This is a genomic window from Shewanella sp. N2AIL, assembly GCF_022690845.1.
Classification (GTDB): domain Bacteria; phylum Pseudomonadota; class Gammaproteobacteria; order Enterobacterales; family Shewanellaceae; genus Shewanella; species Shewanella baltica.
Map to the genome: position 1 here is coordinate 162,935 of NZ_JALBYT010000001.1, position 14,620 is coordinate 177,554.

Below are 14,620 nucleotides of genomic sequence, written 5' to 3' on the forward strand. Positions count from 1 at the left end.
GAGCTAAAGGACAGGAAAAGGGCGGGACGGTACAGACTTGTACCGTCCCAAAGTTACTTATGTCTTGCGGTAATCTCAGCTTGGCTTATTCAACGTAGAATTTTTGCTTGAACTGCAAGTTGGTATTTAATTGATTACCATGCTTGATCGCGATATTGAAGTTGATCTCCTGATCATCGCGGTAAGGGACTTCGGCAATATAATAAATCGCATCACCTTCACGGATCTCTTTGAAGGTTAAGTTGATTCGAGCATCTAATAAGTTGTTGGCGACACCGGTAATTTCAACGGGTACTGCGGGTTTATTCGCTTCGCTGATATCTAACACCGCAATGTTGATAATGCCTGTATAGCTACTGCGCTGAATGCCATAGGATTTGGCTATGCTAGGTGTTAAAAATGTACTGCCAAGTGCCATGTAATGAATGTCAAAATTGCCGACAGTTTCTTTTTGCTCTGCGTTTGCAACACCACAAAGGCTAGCGGTGAGGGCTAATACAGCCAGAATATTACGGAACATGATGGGATACCTCATATTAGGGAATGTTTGAGTATAGGTCGCTGTGACTATTGTTTATGTTTATCTGTTTATCGATAAATTAACCGCATTCAAAGAAGTTTTTTGGTTTTTAGCCTTTCAACAGCATTAGCTCAGCTAGTTTGTCCCATCAGCTCAGTAATGACGCTTGGGATGATCTTTGGGTCAATCACGCGGATTTGCTTATGCCTGCCAAGTTCACCTTTCATTATATGAATGTCGCTCTTTGGGACTTTAAAGGTTTTTGCTAAGTACTTACTTAAATGGGCATTGGCCTTGCCATCAATAGGCGGCGCAGTGATGGCTACTTTTAGCTCATCACCGTGCAGTCCTACAATTTGATCTCGGCTGGCCTTAGGCTGAATGTAGAGATTAAGCAGCAAGTCACCTTGCTGCAAAGTCACTGCACTCATTAGATCACAGCCCAATAAGGGATATATTGGGCAAGTAACATATTGAGGAAATTCATACCAATAATCACCAACATCACCGATAAATCTAAGCCACCAATTGGCGGTATGATACGGCGGATTGGCGCTAATATGGGTTCAGTTAACTGACCCATGACCATTACAATGGGGTTATAGCCTTGGTTAAACCAGCTCAATATTGCGCGTATCAACAGCATCCAAAACAGCAAGACCCCTGCTTTTTTGATCACAGATACGACGGCAAACATCAAAAAAAGCAGTATGTCTATGCCACCGCCCGCGATAAGGCTGATCAGCAGTACTTTGACCATCACGACCAGCAACGCGAGGACGAATGATGCGGTATCAAACCGTCCTAAGGAAGGCAGAATACGGCGCATTGGCGCGATGAGCGGGTGAGTCGCTTTGACAATAAATTGGCTAAAAGGATTGTAAAAATCCGCCCTTGCCAGTTGCAGCCAAATCCGCAAAATCACCACCATCAAATATAAGTCGAATAGTGTGGTGATTAAAAAGGTAAATGCATTCATCGAGATTTCTACCTATTAAAGTCCGATATAAAAACGCGTTAGTGGAAATTAAAATGTCTTAGCCATTTCTTCTGCACGTTTAATACAGTTTTCCATGGCTTTTTTTACTAAACCACGCATATCCGCAGCTTCAAATGTCGCCAGCGCCTGTGCGGTGGTCCCGCCCTTTGAGGTGACATTCTCCCTTAGATTACCTAAGGTCAGTTGTGGATTTTGCTTTGCCATCATAGCAGCGCCGAGCGCGGCTTGCTGCACTAAAGTTCTGGCTTTGTCTTCATCCATTCCCATTTCTTTGCCTGCATCTATCATAGACTCCATTAGCAAAAAGAAATAAGCCGGTGAACTGCCCGATAGTGCAATCACTTGATCTAATTCTGACTCTTCATTAACCCACACAATTTCGCCGCCGCTGGACATCAAACGATCGCAAATGGCTTTTTGCTCGGTAGAAATAGCCTGAGGCGCATAGAGGCCTGTCATGCCCACACTAATCTGCATCGGTGTGTTGGGCATAGCGCGAATAAGTTTAATATCCTGCGCCAGGTAATCGGTATAACGTTTTGCTTTAATGCCTGCAGCAATAGTGATGACTAACTTTTGCGACATATCGACGGTTTGTAATGCTTCACACACTTGCTGCATCAATTGAGGTTTTACCGACAGCACTATGACATCGGCAGCTTGCGCTGCGGCTAAATTATCTTGAGAAACCAAAATCCCTAAATCGGCTTTTAGTGCGTCGAGTTTACCTTGGCTAGGATTGGTCGCTTGGATGAGTTGAGCAGGATAGCCGCTATGAACTAGGCCACTGATGATGCTGCGCGTCATGTTGCCGGCACCGATAAAGCAGATTTTCTGTTGATCCATTTGATTCTCTTCAGTGTGTTAACCGTTAATTTGTAACAGACTCACCTTAAATCAAGATGATAAAACGGTTAGTCATTTGAATGTCAGAGCCAGATTAGTTGACTCTCGCTAATTGAACTTAAATGTCGTGATCTTTAATACAGTATTTGGGCATAAAGCGCTAAAAACAAGGTCAAGCTCACACACTGACCTCGAACTTCATGCCTCGAGTGAGTTTACGCAGCGTAATTGCGCTCACCAAAAATGGCACTGCCAATACGCACCATAGTTGAACCACAGCTAATCGCTGCATCTAGGTCATTACTCATCCCCATGGAAAGCGTGTCTACACTGGGGTAATGTGATTTAAGTTCTTGAAATAGATTGTTTAACATCGAAAACTCTTTAAGCTGTAACTCAGTATCTGCAGTAGCCGTTGGGATTGCCATTAGGCCTCTCAGTGCGAGATTAGGTAGCTGAGCGATTAGCTCGGCCAGTGGCAGCATTTGCGCCGCATCTATGCCAGATTTTGTGTCTTCAGCACTGATATTAATTTGAATGCAGACGTTTAATGGCGCTAATTCAGCTGGACGTTGGTCATTGAGACGTTGGGCAATTTTGTCGCGCGAGACTGTGTGCATCCAATCGAAATGCTGGACGACTATGTTGGTTTTGTTGGATTGGAGTGGCCCGATAAAGTGCCATTCAATGTCCGGAAAATCCCCCTTTAGTGCGGTAACTTTCTCCGCGCCTTCTTGGACATAGTTTTCGCCAAAGCAACGCTGACCGGCTTGATAGGCTGCTATAATGTCTTCAATAGGTTTGGTCTTGCTGACGGCAAGTAAGCGAATACTGCTAGGTTGGCGTGCACATTTTTGCGCCGCTTGTGCGATCCTGCGCTGGGCGATTGCGAGTCTGTCTGCTATTGTTGTCATGATGTAATTATCTAGTTGCAAGGATATCCCAAACGATGGAAATCACTGAGTTATTGGCATTTAGTGTAAAACACAAAGCCTCGGATCTACACCTTTCTGCAGGGATATCTCCCATGATCCGTGTCGACGGTGAAGTGAGAAAGATTAACCTGCCCGCGCTCGATCACCAAGGCGTACACAGCCTAGTGTACGACATAATGAATGATAAGCAGCGCAAGGACTACGAAGAACATTTAGAAATCGATTTCTCGTTCGAAGTCCCTAATCTTGCACGCTTTCGTGTTAACGCATTCAATCAATCCCGTGGTGCAGCGGCTGTGTTTCGTACCATTCCAAGTGACATTTTGTCACTTGAGCAATTGGGTGCGCCGGAAATTTTTAAAAAAATTGCCAGTTTCCCTCGCGGATTGGTGCTAGTGACTGGACCTACGGGGTCGGGTAAGAGTACCACACTTGCCGCTATGGTGGATTACGTGAATGAAAATCGACATGATCATATCTTAACCATTGAAGATCCTATCGAATTCGTTCACCAAAATAAGCAATGTTTGATTAACCAACGTGAAGTTCATCGCCATACCCACAGCTTTAATGCGGCGCTTAGAAGCGCACTACGTGAAGACCCAGACGTGATTTTAGTCGGTGAGATGCGTGACCTTGAGACCATCCGTTTGGCGATGACCGCCGCTGAAACAGGCCACTTAGTGTTTGGTACCTTGCATACTACTTCTGCCGCGAAAACGATTGACCGTGTGGTCGACGTATTCCCCGCCGGTGAAAAAGACATGGTGCGCACTATGTTGTCGGAATCGCTGCAAGCGGTTATTTCGCAAACCCTGATTAAAAAGGTTGGTGGAGGCCGTGTCGCCGCCCATGAAATCATGATGGGCACTCCCGCTATCCGTAACCTTATTCGTGAAGACAAAGTGGCGCAGATGTATTCGGCGATTCAAACTGGTATGGCCCACGGAATGCAGACCTTAGAGCAATGTTTACAGAATTTAGTCAATCGCGGTCTTATCACCCGTGAAGATGCAATGGCGAAGAGTTCGAATAAACAAGCGACATTTTAAGGATTTATGATGGATGTTCGTCCGTTTTTAAAAGTGATCGTTGAGCGCAAAGCCTCCGACTTGTTCATCACAGCGGGTTTTCCGCCGAGTGCCAAGATTGACGGTGAATTGCGTCCATTGGCAGAAAGTGCGTTTACACCAGCACAATCACTGGATTTTGTTGAGTCGTTAATGACTGAGGCCCAGAAGCAAGAGTTTCATTCCACTCGTGAGTGTAATTTCGCTTTTGCGGCAAAGGATTTAGGTCGTTTTCGGGTGAGCGCTTTTTGGCAGCGTGAATCGCCTGGCTGTGTGATGCGCCGTATTGAGACTAAAATCCCTGATGTCGATGATTTAAAATTGCCGCCTATTCTAAAAGATCTGGTGATGAGCAAACGTGGCCTCATCATTATGGTAGGCGGAACGGGAACGGGTAAGTCAACGTCCTTGGCGGCCTTGGTGGGTTATCGCAATGGTCATGCCCGTGGGCATATTTTGACTATTGAAGACCCGGTTGAATTCGTTCATGACCACAGAAAAAGCATTATCACCCAGCGTGAAGTGGGCATAGATACTGAATCTTTCGATGCGGCGCTAAAAAGCTCCCTTCGCCAAGCTCCCGATGTGATCTTGATTGGTGAAATACGTACCCAAGAGACGATGGAGTTTGCGCTGTCATTTGCTGAAACGGGTCACCTTTGTATGGCAACCTTGCATGCCAACAACGCCAACCAAGCGTTAGACCGGATTATGCATCTCGTGCCTGAGAGTAAGCATCAACAGTTATTGTTCGATTTATCATTGAATTTACGCGGTATTGTGGCGCAACAATTGATCCCTAAAGTTGATGGCACAGGGCGTCGCGCCGCGATTGAAGTATTGATCAACACCCCAAGGGTGGCGAGTTTAATTGCGAAGAACGAGCTGCATTTGCTCAAAGAAACCATGGCCAAATCGAATGAGCAGGGCATGCAGACGTTCGATCAAGCCTTGCTCAAACTTTATGTCGATGGCGAGATTAGTTACGCCGATGCGCTGCACCATGCTGATTCACCGAACGATTTACGTTTGATGATTAAATTGCAGAATAAAGAATCCACGGGCTCAGGCTTTATGGAAGGTGTCACCTTAGACATGGACTAACGCGAGAGTCAGGTTCTAGGTTAAGCAGCTCTTTATGGGCTGCTTTTTGTTGGTGTCGTTAGATTTTCGTTCAGCTCAATCGGTTTTACTTCATCGCTATGCGGTCGTTAACCATAGCTTTTATTTTTTAATTCAATATGATCTTTACCTAGTACGTTTACGTAATGTACCGGTAAAGGAGAAAGCAATGAAAAAATTACCTATGATATTCGCTATGACAGCGAGCTTGATGAGTGTTGGCGCTATGGCGGCCACTTGTCCCGAGTATTTGAACCTTGAAGTACGAAAATTACATTCTGAAGAGACAGTTAATCTGTGTGAATTGACTCAGGGAAAGCCAGTGTTGATTGTTAACACTGCGAGTAACTGTGGTTATACCCCGCAGTTTAAAGCGCTCGAAGCATTGCATGAAAACTATAAAGACAAAGGCTTAGTGGTTATTGGTTTCCCATCGGATGATTTTTTCCAAGAAGAAAATGATGAGAAAGACACGGCTAAGGTGTGTTACATCAATTACGGTGTCACTTTCACTATGCTGTCGACTTCAGCTGTGCGTGGCAGTGACGCCAATAGCGTATTTAAATACTTAGCCGAAAAAACCGGTGCGCCTAAGTGGAATTTTTATAAGTATGTCGTTAGCGGCGATGGCGCGGTTGTGCAACAGTTCAATTCTAAAGTGAAGCCAGATAGCGAAGAGCTTAAGCAAGCAATAGAATCTGTACTTTAATCTTATAAGTATTTATTAATTAAGAGGCTGTATTGGCTAAATTTTCAGGCTTATCCAAAGAAGTTGGACACGGACAGCGCGGCAAAGTGGGCGTGCTGTTATTAAATTTAGGTACGCCAGATGCACCCACAGCATCGGCTGTTAGGCGTTATCTTGCTGAGTTCTTAGCAGATCCCCGTGTAGTCGAAATCCCTAAATTAGTGTGGATGATGATTTTACACGGGATCATTTTGCGGGTACGCCCTGCAAAATCGGCGGCGTTATACCAGAAGGTATGGACAGCGGCCGGCTCACCGTTAATGGACATTAGTTTACGTCAAACGGCGAAGTTAGCGGATAAACTTAACGCCGATAACCATGATGTTTCTGTCCATTTAGCAATGCGTTATGGCAGTCCATCGGTTGCCACTACCTTGCAAACTATGCATCAAAATGGCATTGATAAAATCGTGGTGTTACCTCTGTATCCTCAATATGCGGCGCCCACTACGGGTTCTGCTTTTGATGCGATTGCGGCAGAGTTGTCTAAATGGCGCTATATTCCATCGTTGCATTTTATTAATACTTATCATGATAATGCTGATTTTATTAATGCTTTAGCCAGTTCGATCACGGCTGATTTTGAAGCCCATGGTAAACCGCAAAAATTGGTGTTGTCTTACCATGGTATGCCTGAGCGTAATTTGCATTTAGGCGATCCTTATTATTGCTTCTGCATGAAAACGACTCGACTGGTTACCGAAAAGCTTGGGTTAGGTAAAGATGAGTTTGTGATGACATTCCAATCGCGTTTTGGTAAAGCCAAATGGCTACAACCTTATACCGATGCGACTTTGAAAGCGTTGCCGCAACAAGGCGTGCGCGATATTGCTATCGTTTGCCCCGCTTTTAGCGCCGATTGTTTAGAAACGCTGGAAGAAATTGTTGGTGAGAATGGTCATCTCTTTGCCGAGGCGGGTGGTGAGAAGTTCCGTTACATTGCTGCACTAAACGATGATGATGCGCACATTACTATGATGGCCAACTTAGTGAAGCCACATTTTTGATCCGGTAATTTATCGGGTTAAACATCAAACTGAAAAGGATAAGGCAACTTATCCTTTTCTTTTTATATGGTTTTTTATTGTGGCATTACTTGCTGAAGTTATTTTCGAAGTAGCTTTCGATAATTAGTACGGCAGACACTGCATCGACTTGGCCTTTGGTGAGCGCCTTGAATCCGCCTAACTCGAATAATCTTGCCTTAGCATCGGTAGTGGTTAATCGCTCATCTTGAGTGGCTATTTTGACTTTGAACTTAGCATTGATACGGTTCGCAAATTTACGCGCCCTGTGGGTCATATCTTGCTCAGTGCCATCCATGTTTAAGGGCAGACCAACAACCACTAGGTCGGGTTGCCATTCTTTGATTAAATCGCCTATCTGATCCCAGTTGGGGATCCCATCGACGGCTTTGATTGACAATAATGGCGTGGCGCTGGCGGTGATTTCTTGGCCTATAGCCACACCAATACTTTTAGTGCCAAAATCAAAGCCTAATACGGTTTTCGAATTCATAGTGTGCTGACTTATATTAAGAAATAGGCTTAAGCGTGACCCGCTTGAGCTGAAACCTGCCAAGCATCAAATCCAAGAGCTCGGCTGGCCTGTGGCCAACGGTCTTCGTGTTTAATGTCAAACAAGAGTGCATTGGTTGCTGGAATCGTTAGCCAAGAATTATCGGCAAGCTCTTGTTCGAGCTGATCTTTGCTCCATCCAGCATATCCTAAGGCGACGAGGAATTTCTCTGGCGATCTGTTGCTTCCTATCGCGGTTAACACATCGCGTGAGGTAGTTAGCATTAAACCACAACCCAGATCTGTGCTGTTGGCCCAATAGGGCTGAGAGGTATGCAGTACAAAGCCACGATCTTGGGAAACGGGTCCGCCCATCATGACATTGGCATTGAACGCTAAATCGGTGGAGACTTGCTCAGCTGGCAAATCCATTTGTTCTAATAGCGAATTAACTTCGATACCGAGCGGTTTATTGATCACCAGTCCCATGGCGCCTTTGGCATCATGTTCACAGATATAGATGACTGAGCGTTCAAAAAACGTATCGTGCAGTGAAGGCATGGCAATTAAGAAATGGTTCTGCAAACTCTCCATTAAACTACTCCGTTCGATGTGGCTAAGTTGATCTAGCATGCTGCTATATTGCTAAGTCGGGCGAGATTAACCGCCAGCTAATTTAACTTTGTAGTTCTGCTTCTCAAGCAATAGCTTTAATTGCTCGCGGTTATCAGTTTGGACCTCAATAGTGAAATCTTTTACCGTGCCACCACAACCACATTGTTTTTTAAGGGTTTGAGCCATTGCTTTTAACGCGATTTCATCGAGACCTAGGCCTGAGATAATCGAAACGCCTTTGCCTTTGCGGCCCTTACTGTCTCTATGGATCCTGACTATACCGTCGGATTCAGGAATCGCTTTAGTGACGGGCTCTGCATTAATACGGCCTTTGTCGGTGCTGTACACTAAGGATACATTAGGATCTGCTTTCATAGATTTCATTCATTGGTGTTAAAAGATGACTTATACCCGTTGAGTTTATCAAATTTGCAGGGGTTCTGGGAGGTAAAAAAAGACCACTTGAGGATTATCCTTAAGTGGTCTGAACAAAATGCTAACTCTTTGCAGGGAAGTAAGCATATTTTTGAAAAAGAGAGCGTTATCCGCCGTTTTAATTCATGCGCATAAAGACCATGACGATCAGCGCTACTGCTGTCAGTAAGGCGCTGGGCATAATAAATTTATGCAGCTTAGGTAGCGCAATTAAGCAGGCGGTGGTTACAAAGCCGAATGCGGCGACTGTCGCATAATTAGTGCCATTCGCGACGGTATCTATGACCAACCAGCCAAGTACAAGAAGAGGTAAAATCAGTAAGCTGACAGGCAAATGGCGCTTTATCTTGGCGTTATTTGCCTCGAGTGAGATTTTTTCTGGCGCAAGGAAAAAAATGGCTGATGCAACCAAAAACGCGCTAATAAACCAGTACATTTCATTACCCCTCTAATCTCAATTGATAATCATTATCATCTTTGGTTTTGCTGAAGTCAAGCTGAATGAGATGCTGCTTTTTAATCAATTGAGTTGTAGATCAGATGATTGCTCTGTAAGCTAAATTCATATCTCTGATACTTGTCTTTGTTCGGTTCGAACATCTGAGGAAATTAAGATGAAAAATATTTTTGTAGCTTTAGCCGTGCTGGCATTAAGTGCCTGTAGCTCGATGAAGTCTGGCTGGGACTATGATCCTAGCGCCAATTTTACCCAATATAAAACCTATGCTTGGGTTGCTCAGAAAGCCGATTCTGCCGGATATCATCTTGATGGCTTGATGGATCAAAGAGTAAGAGAAGCGGTTAATAGCCAGTTAGCGAGTAAAGGCATGACATTAGTCGATGCGAAAGACGCTGATGTATTGGTTAACTACCTGACCAAAGTCGACAAGAAAATCAATGTTGATACCTTCAATAGTAATTTTGGCTACAACCCATACTATGGTCCAGGATGGGGTTGGGGCGGCAATATGCAGACCCAAACTACAGTGAGAGAATATGAAGTTGGTACGCTGATTATTGATTTAGTTGATAATAAAACGACTAAGCTTATCTGGCGTGGTTCTGTTGCCGATACCATTCGCGACAAAAATACCCCAGAAGAAAGAGTACAGATCATCAATCAAGCGGTGGGCAGTGTGATGGCAAATTATCCCCCTAAGCCTGACACTAAGTAGTTCTGACTCAGTTTGAATGAAAATCAAGCGGCCAGAGGGCCGCTTTTTTGTGGCTGATTTTTATGCGTTTTGCCCATTCGATTAGATGATCTGCAGTTATTTATCATCTGATTGAATTTACGTTATTAATACTTATTAAAAATTTTAGTTATCTAAATAGACGTGAGAAGTAGTTTTACGCATAACTGGCTATTTTGTTTGCAATTTATACAGTGCTCTTTTGTGGTTGTAGGTATTGGCAATTCATTATTGATGCAATGATGAATTAATTTTTCTAATGATGAATTCAAAATAAAATCATTATAGAACTGAGGGTTTCTGAGGCAGAATCTGTTTCTTTACCTTGTTGGTAGTAGCAAAGATGCATGAGACGCAGATTATTGGATTACTTTGGCTGATTGGTATCATTGCCGAGGCTATGACGGGCGCTCTGGCGGCGGGTCGCAAGCAGATGGATTTGTTTGGTGTAGTGATCATTGGCTGCGCAACGGCGATTGGTGGCGGCACACTAAGGGACATGATGCTCGGCAATTACCCCTTAATTTGGGTTGAGCACGTGAATTACCTTATTGCGATTGCATTCGCTTCTTTACTCACTGTCGCTATCGCCCCTGTGATGCGTTATCTGTCTAAGTTATTTTTGGCTATCGATGCCTTAGGCTTAGCTGTGTTCTCTATCGTGGGCGCGCAGAAGACCTTAATGCTGGGATTTAGCCCAACGATTGCTGTGGTGATGGGATTGGTGACGGGTGTTTTTGGTGGCGTTATCCGCGATATCCTGTGTAATCAAGTGCCTTTGATTTTTAAGAAAGAACTCTACGCGGTGATTTCACTACTGACGGCAGGCTTGTATATCGTCTTAAAAGCCTATCAATTAACCGAGTGGATTAATCTGGTTATTTGTCTGAGCGTTGGTTTTAGCCTGCGGATGTTAGCGCTGCGCTATCATTGGTCTATGCCGACCTTTGATTATCAGGCCAATGGCGATCAGCACACACATTAGATCGTAAAAAATCGTAGATATACAATCGTATAACAAAAGGGCAGCTAAGGCTGCCCTGTTTTTTAGCGGTAAATTACTGCTGTGCTTGAATGGTTTTCAGCGCTTCAAGTGCGGCATCATAGTTAGGATGCTCGGTGATATTCGGAACTAACTCTTGGTATTGGAGTTTACCTTCGGCATCTATGATGAAAATAGCCCTCGCCAGCAAACCGTAATCTTGAATCAACAAGCCATATTTTTCACCAAAATCACGCCAGACAGAATCGGATAGTACTTTGATTTTATCTACGTTTTCTACTTTGCAGAAACGTTTCTGTGCAAAGGGTAAATCGGCACTGATGGTTAGCATGACCACGTCATCGGAAAAATGGCCCACTTCGCTGTTGAAACGTTTAGTTTGTAGTGCACACACGCCCGTATCTAAGCTTGGTACGGCACTTATCAGCACGGTTTTACCCTTAAAGTCGCTTAGCATGACAGGCGCAAAATGATCATCAACCACTTTGAATCCTGGCGCCATTTGCGACAGCTTAGGTAACTTGCCTTCCAAGGTGACGGTTTTTTCACCCATAAGAACCTGGGTTTTCTCACTGGCAAGCACATTGGGGCTTATCAGCACTAAGCCATAAATGCAGCTGGCGGCTAAAAATGAAACGTATTTTTGCATTGGATTTCCTCGCACATGAATATCTGTGCCTTCGCTAATATCTGTCCTTTAAGGTACGCTAAAATGCTACGCGGAACCATAAAAAAAGGCCGGCAATTAGCCGACCTTTATTATTCATTTAGGGTTATTTACTGAGTGGCAATTCTTTTACATGAATATCCATTTGTGGGAATGGAATACCGATATCGGCTGCATCTAATGCATTTTTGATTTGCTCAAGCAGTTGGAAACGAGCCGTCCAATAATCAGCCGTTTTTACCCAAGGGCGAACCACGAAATTAATTGAAGAGTTCGCTAATTCAGCCAGTCCAACTGTATATGATGGATCTTTTAACACATATTGGTTGTTGTCTAAAATCTCAGTTAAGATTTTCTTCGTGAGTGCGATATCGGCAGAATAAGATACGCCAATCACTAAATCGATACGGCGAGTATCCATTGCCGAATAGTTAGTGATAGTGCCATTCATGATGGATGAATTTGGCGCCACAATAACCTTGTTGTCTGGTGTACGAAGCTTGGTTGAGAATATAGTAATTTCATCAACAGTACCGGCAATGCCAGCGGCTTCAATATAGTCACCAACGCGGCAAGGGCGGAATAACACCATTAACACGCCCGATGCGAAGTTAGACAGAGAACCCTGTAGCGCTAAACCCACCGCTAAACCAGCGGCACCGATAACGGCGACCAATGATGCGGTTTGTACGCCAATTTGGCCTAAGGTGGCAATCACTGCGAAAACAAACACAATTGCCCAAGCGAGGTTTGCGACAAATGAAACAACTGTCGGATCAACTTTACGGCTGTTAAGTAATTTACGAACCAGCTTTTGCGCTACGCCGGCAAAGTATTTACCAACAAAGAAAATGATAATGGCAAATAAAACTTTTAAGCCATAAGTCACAATCAGATCCGGTGCTTGCTTTAATAAACCTTCAAGGTTTTCCATTGAATAACTCCCTAAATATACGCTAACTAAAACTATTTATTATTGACGATAAATTGTACTCGTCGATTTAAACTGCGCCCTTCGCTAGAACGGTTGTCCGCTACAGGTTCAGATATACCTTTACCCATTACGGTAAAGCGATTTGGATTAAAGCCATAATCTTCAACCAAAATACGTTTCACATTTTGAGCGCGCTGAAGTGACAGCTGATAATTAAACTCAGGCGTGCCAACGATATCTGTGTGGCCCACTAAGGTTAGTGCGACATCATTCGCTGCTAAATATGCTTTCACTAAGGCTAAAGTTTTCCATTGCGAAAAGTCAACTTCGGCAATGGCAAATTCAAAATACACCACAACGGTAGAAATATTATGACAATCTGCGCTGAACTCAGCATTGGGATTACTCGCACTACAATCTGCTGATGCAGTCGCTTCCACCTCTACCTCTTCAACACAGCCATTGGCCATTACTTGCGTGTCTGGCGCTGTGTTAGGGCAGGCATCTTTGATGTCAGGCACGCCATCTTGGTCAGTATCAGACCAAGCGAATACCTGCGATGTCAGGCTTAAACTTAATAGTAAAAGTACCAGCTGAATCCATCGAGATTGGGAGTTTTTCACTACAAATCACCTATTGAACGATAAGTACTAGTCAAAATTACTAAAGTGATCGCATGGTTGTAGCATGACCATCTTAGTGCGGCATTCTATCGACTTAGGCGCATTTCGCCAAGTGAAACGCGTTCACGCGTCAACTCATCGACAGGCATATATCGGCAATATCTTGAGTATATTTATGTTTTTATTAGTTGAAGCCAATATTCAGATCATCACTTCGCCCATGTATTCACGTTTGGAGTCAGTAACATGATGAATAAGCATGATGATAAACTATACAAAATAAGCCTTTGGCGCTAGAGTCTTGAGCCCATTAAGCGCCAACCAAACCTTAAGTTGAGGACGAGATGATAGATTTACGCAGTGATACTGTTACCCAGCCAACAGCAGCGATGCGATTAGCCATGTCCAGAGCCGAAGTAGGTGACGATGTTTACGGTGATGATCCCACGGTAAATAGTCTGCAGGATATGGCCGCAGAGATGTTTGGCTTTGAAAGCGCATTATTTACCTGTTCAGGTACGCAGGCGAATTTATTGGCTTTGATGGCCCACTGTGAGCGTGGTGATGAGTATCTGTGTGGCCAGCAGGCCCACAATTATAAATTTGAGGGTGGCGGAGCCGCCGTCTTAGGCAGCATTCAACCCCAACCTTTGTTGAATCAAGTCGATGGCACCATTGCCTTGGCCGATATTGAAGCCGCCATTAAGCCTGACGATATCCACTTTGCCCGCACGCGTTTGCTCAGTTTAGAGAATACAATTGGTGGTAAAGTGATTCCGCAAAGCTATTTAGCGGACGCGCAGGCTCTGGCCTTTCATCGCGGATTAAAAATCCATCTCGACGGCGCGCGAGTTGCTAATGCGGCTGTGGCGCAGAATATCGCGATAAGTGAGATTACGGCGCATTTTGATTCTGTGTCGATTTGTCTGTCCAAAGGGTTATGCGCGCCAGTTGGCTCATTACTCTTAGGTGACGAGCGTTTGATTAAGAAAGCGATTCGCTGGCGTAAGATGCTCGGTGGCGGTATGCGTCAAGCAGGGATACTTGCTGCTGCGGGTAAGCTCGCCTTAACTGAGCAAGTGCAACGACTGAGTGAAGATCATGACAACGCGGCGTATTTGGCTCACCAGTTGGCCGAGTTGAGTGAGTTCGACGTCGATTTAGCCGCAGTACAAACCAATATGTTATTTGCCAAATTAGCGCCTCAGGTAGATGCGGATTTATTGGCGAAACACTGTCGAGCTGAAGGCATTCTAATAAGCCCTGGGCGCACGATTCGGCTTGTGACTCACAAAGATGTGAGCCGTCAGGACATAGATAAAGTGTTGCGGGTTATGAAGCAGCACTTCACCGCCTAAGCGCTGCTTGTTTTAAAACCTCTAAATGCCCGAG

19 protein-coding genes are annotated in these 14,620 nt (G+C 44.4%); 7 read left to right on the forward strand and 12 right to left on the reverse strand.

The features are described from left to right. Positions 1-85: 85 nt before the first annotated feature. From MO387_RS00790 to MO387_RS00810, 5 genes are all read right to left on the reverse strand, one after another. Positions 86-520: a DUF4426 domain-containing protein gene (locus tag MO387_RS00790; protein WP_006082522.1), complete on the reverse strand. Its 435-nt coding sequence runs from the start codon at positions 518-520 to the stop codon at positions 86-88. Between the two features lie 131 nt (positions 521-651). Further along, on the reverse strand, positions 652-951 hold the full coding sequence (gene yggU, locus MO387_RS00795; RefSeq protein ID WP_012587167.1) for a DUF167 family protein YggU: 300 nt from the start codon (positions 949-951) through the stop codon (positions 652-654). Further along, a complete protein-coding gene (locus MO387_RS00800; protein WP_107946890.1) occupies positions 951-1,499 on the reverse strand; it encodes a YggT family protein in 549 nt (182 codons plus the stop codon). Before MO387_RS00800 ends, yggU begins: the two co-directional genes overlap by 1 nt. Positions 1,500-1,547: 48 nt before the next feature. Then, the gene (gene proC, locus MO387_RS00805; protein WP_006082519.1) at positions 1,548-2,366 is read right to left on the reverse strand and encodes a pyrroline-5-carboxylate reductase; all 819 of its coding nucleotides are present in this window, start codon (positions 2,364-2,366) and stop codon (positions 1,548-1,550) included. Positions 2,367-2,581: 215 nt separating this feature from the next. Further along, positions 2,582-3,280: a YggS family pyridoxal phosphate-dependent enzyme gene (locus MO387_RS00810; RefSeq protein ID WP_107946891.1), complete on the reverse strand. Its 699-nt coding sequence runs from the start codon at positions 3,278-3,280 to the stop codon at positions 2,582-2,584. A 35-nt stretch (positions 3,281-3,315) separates the two neighbouring features. Here MO387_RS00810 and MO387_RS00815 point away from each other — a divergent pair, with 35 nt between their 5' ends. From MO387_RS00815 to hemH, 4 genes are all read left to right on the forward strand, one after another. Then, complete coding sequence (locus tag MO387_RS00815; RefSeq protein ID WP_006082517.1) at positions 3,316-4,353, forward strand: type IV pilus twitching motility protein PilT; 1,038 nt, start codon at positions 3,316-3,318, stop codon at positions 4,351-4,353. 9 nt (positions 4,354-4,362) lie between these two features. Continuing rightward, positions 4,363-5,475, forward strand: coding sequence for a PilT/PilU family type 4a pilus ATPase (locus tag MO387_RS00820; RefSeq protein ID WP_028761282.1), 1,113 nt, complete (start codon positions 4,363-4,365; stop codon positions 5,473-5,475). Positions 5,476-5,662: 187 nt separating this feature from the next. After that, complete coding sequence (locus tag MO387_RS00825; protein WP_037392614.1) at positions 5,663-6,202, forward strand: glutathione peroxidase; 540 nt, start codon at positions 5,663-5,665, stop codon at positions 6,200-6,202. Positions 6,203-6,234: 32 nt separating this feature from the next. After that, the gene (gene hemH, locus MO387_RS00830; protein WP_107946892.1) at positions 6,235-7,248 is read left to right on the forward strand and encodes a ferrochelatase; all 1,014 of its coding nucleotides are present in this window, start codon (positions 6,235-6,237) and stop codon (positions 7,246-7,248) included. An 85-nt stretch (positions 7,249-7,333) separates the two neighbouring features. On the opposite strand, the gene ruvX is transcribed toward hemH, so the two are convergent. The 4 genes from ruvX to MO387_RS00850 form a co-directional block, all read right to left on the reverse strand. After that, a complete protein-coding gene (ruvX, locus tag MO387_RS00835; RefSeq protein ID WP_006082513.1) occupies positions 7,334-7,759 on the reverse strand; it encodes a Holliday junction resolvase RuvX in 426 nt (141 codons plus the stop codon). A 29-nt stretch (positions 7,760-7,788) separates the two neighbouring features. Continuing rightward, positions 7,789-8,352, reverse strand: coding sequence for a YqgE/AlgH family protein (locus tag MO387_RS00840; RefSeq protein WP_006082512.1), 564 nt, complete (start codon positions 8,350-8,352; stop codon positions 7,789-7,791). Positions 8,353-8,418: 66 nt separating this feature from the next. After that, entirely contained in the window at positions 8,419-8,748 is a 330-nt protein-coding gene (yciH, locus tag MO387_RS00845; RefSeq protein WP_107946893.1) for a stress response translation initiation inhibitor YciH, read from the reverse strand. A gap of 178 nt (positions 8,749-8,926) precedes the next feature. After that, complete coding sequence (locus MO387_RS00850) at positions 8,927-9,244, reverse strand: hypothetical protein (RefSeq protein WP_107946894.1); 318 nt, start codon at positions 9,242-9,244, stop codon at positions 8,927-8,929. Positions 9,245-9,422: 178 nt separating this feature from the next. Between MO387_RS00850 and MO387_RS00855 the strand changes: the two genes are divergently transcribed. Then, entirely contained in the window at positions 9,423-9,983 is a 561-nt protein-coding gene (locus MO387_RS00855) for a DUF4136 domain-containing protein (RefSeq protein ID WP_006082509.1), read from the forward strand. 361 nt (positions 9,984-10,344) lie between these two features. Next, a complete protein-coding gene (locus MO387_RS00860) occupies positions 10,345-10,986 on the forward strand; it encodes a trimeric intracellular cation channel family protein (protein ID WP_006082508.1) in 642 nt (213 codons plus the stop codon). A 73-nt stretch (positions 10,987-11,059) separates the two neighbouring features. Here MO387_RS00860 and tpx read toward each other — a convergent pair whose 3' ends face one another. The 3 genes from tpx to MO387_RS00875 all read right to left on the reverse strand — a co-directional run bounded on the left by tpx (position 11,060) and on the right by MO387_RS00875 (position 13,228). Next, entirely contained in the window at positions 11,060-11,653 is a 594-nt protein-coding gene (gene tpx, locus MO387_RS00865) for a thiol peroxidase (protein ID WP_063883290.1), read from the reverse strand. A 124-nt stretch (positions 11,654-11,777) separates the two neighbouring features. Beyond that, positions 11,778-12,605: a mechanosensitive ion channel domain-containing protein gene (locus MO387_RS00870; RefSeq protein ID WP_006082505.1), complete on the reverse strand. Its 828-nt coding sequence runs from the start codon at positions 12,603-12,605 to the stop codon at positions 11,778-11,780. Between the two features lie 32 nt (positions 12,606-12,637). Continuing rightward, a complete protein-coding gene (locus MO387_RS00875; protein ID WP_107946895.1) occupies positions 12,638-13,228 on the reverse strand; it encodes an OmpA family protein in 591 nt (196 codons plus the stop codon). 344 nt (positions 13,229-13,572) lie between these two features. Here MO387_RS00875 and ltaE point away from each other — a divergent pair, with 344 nt between their 5' ends. After that, positions 13,573-14,586 (forward strand): low-specificity L-threonine aldolase, encoded by a 1,014-nt coding sequence (gene ltaE, locus MO387_RS00880; RefSeq protein WP_107946896.1) that lies wholly within the window; start codon positions 13,573-13,575, stop codon positions 14,584-14,586. The last annotated feature ends 34 nt before the right edge of the window (positions 14,587-14,620 follow it).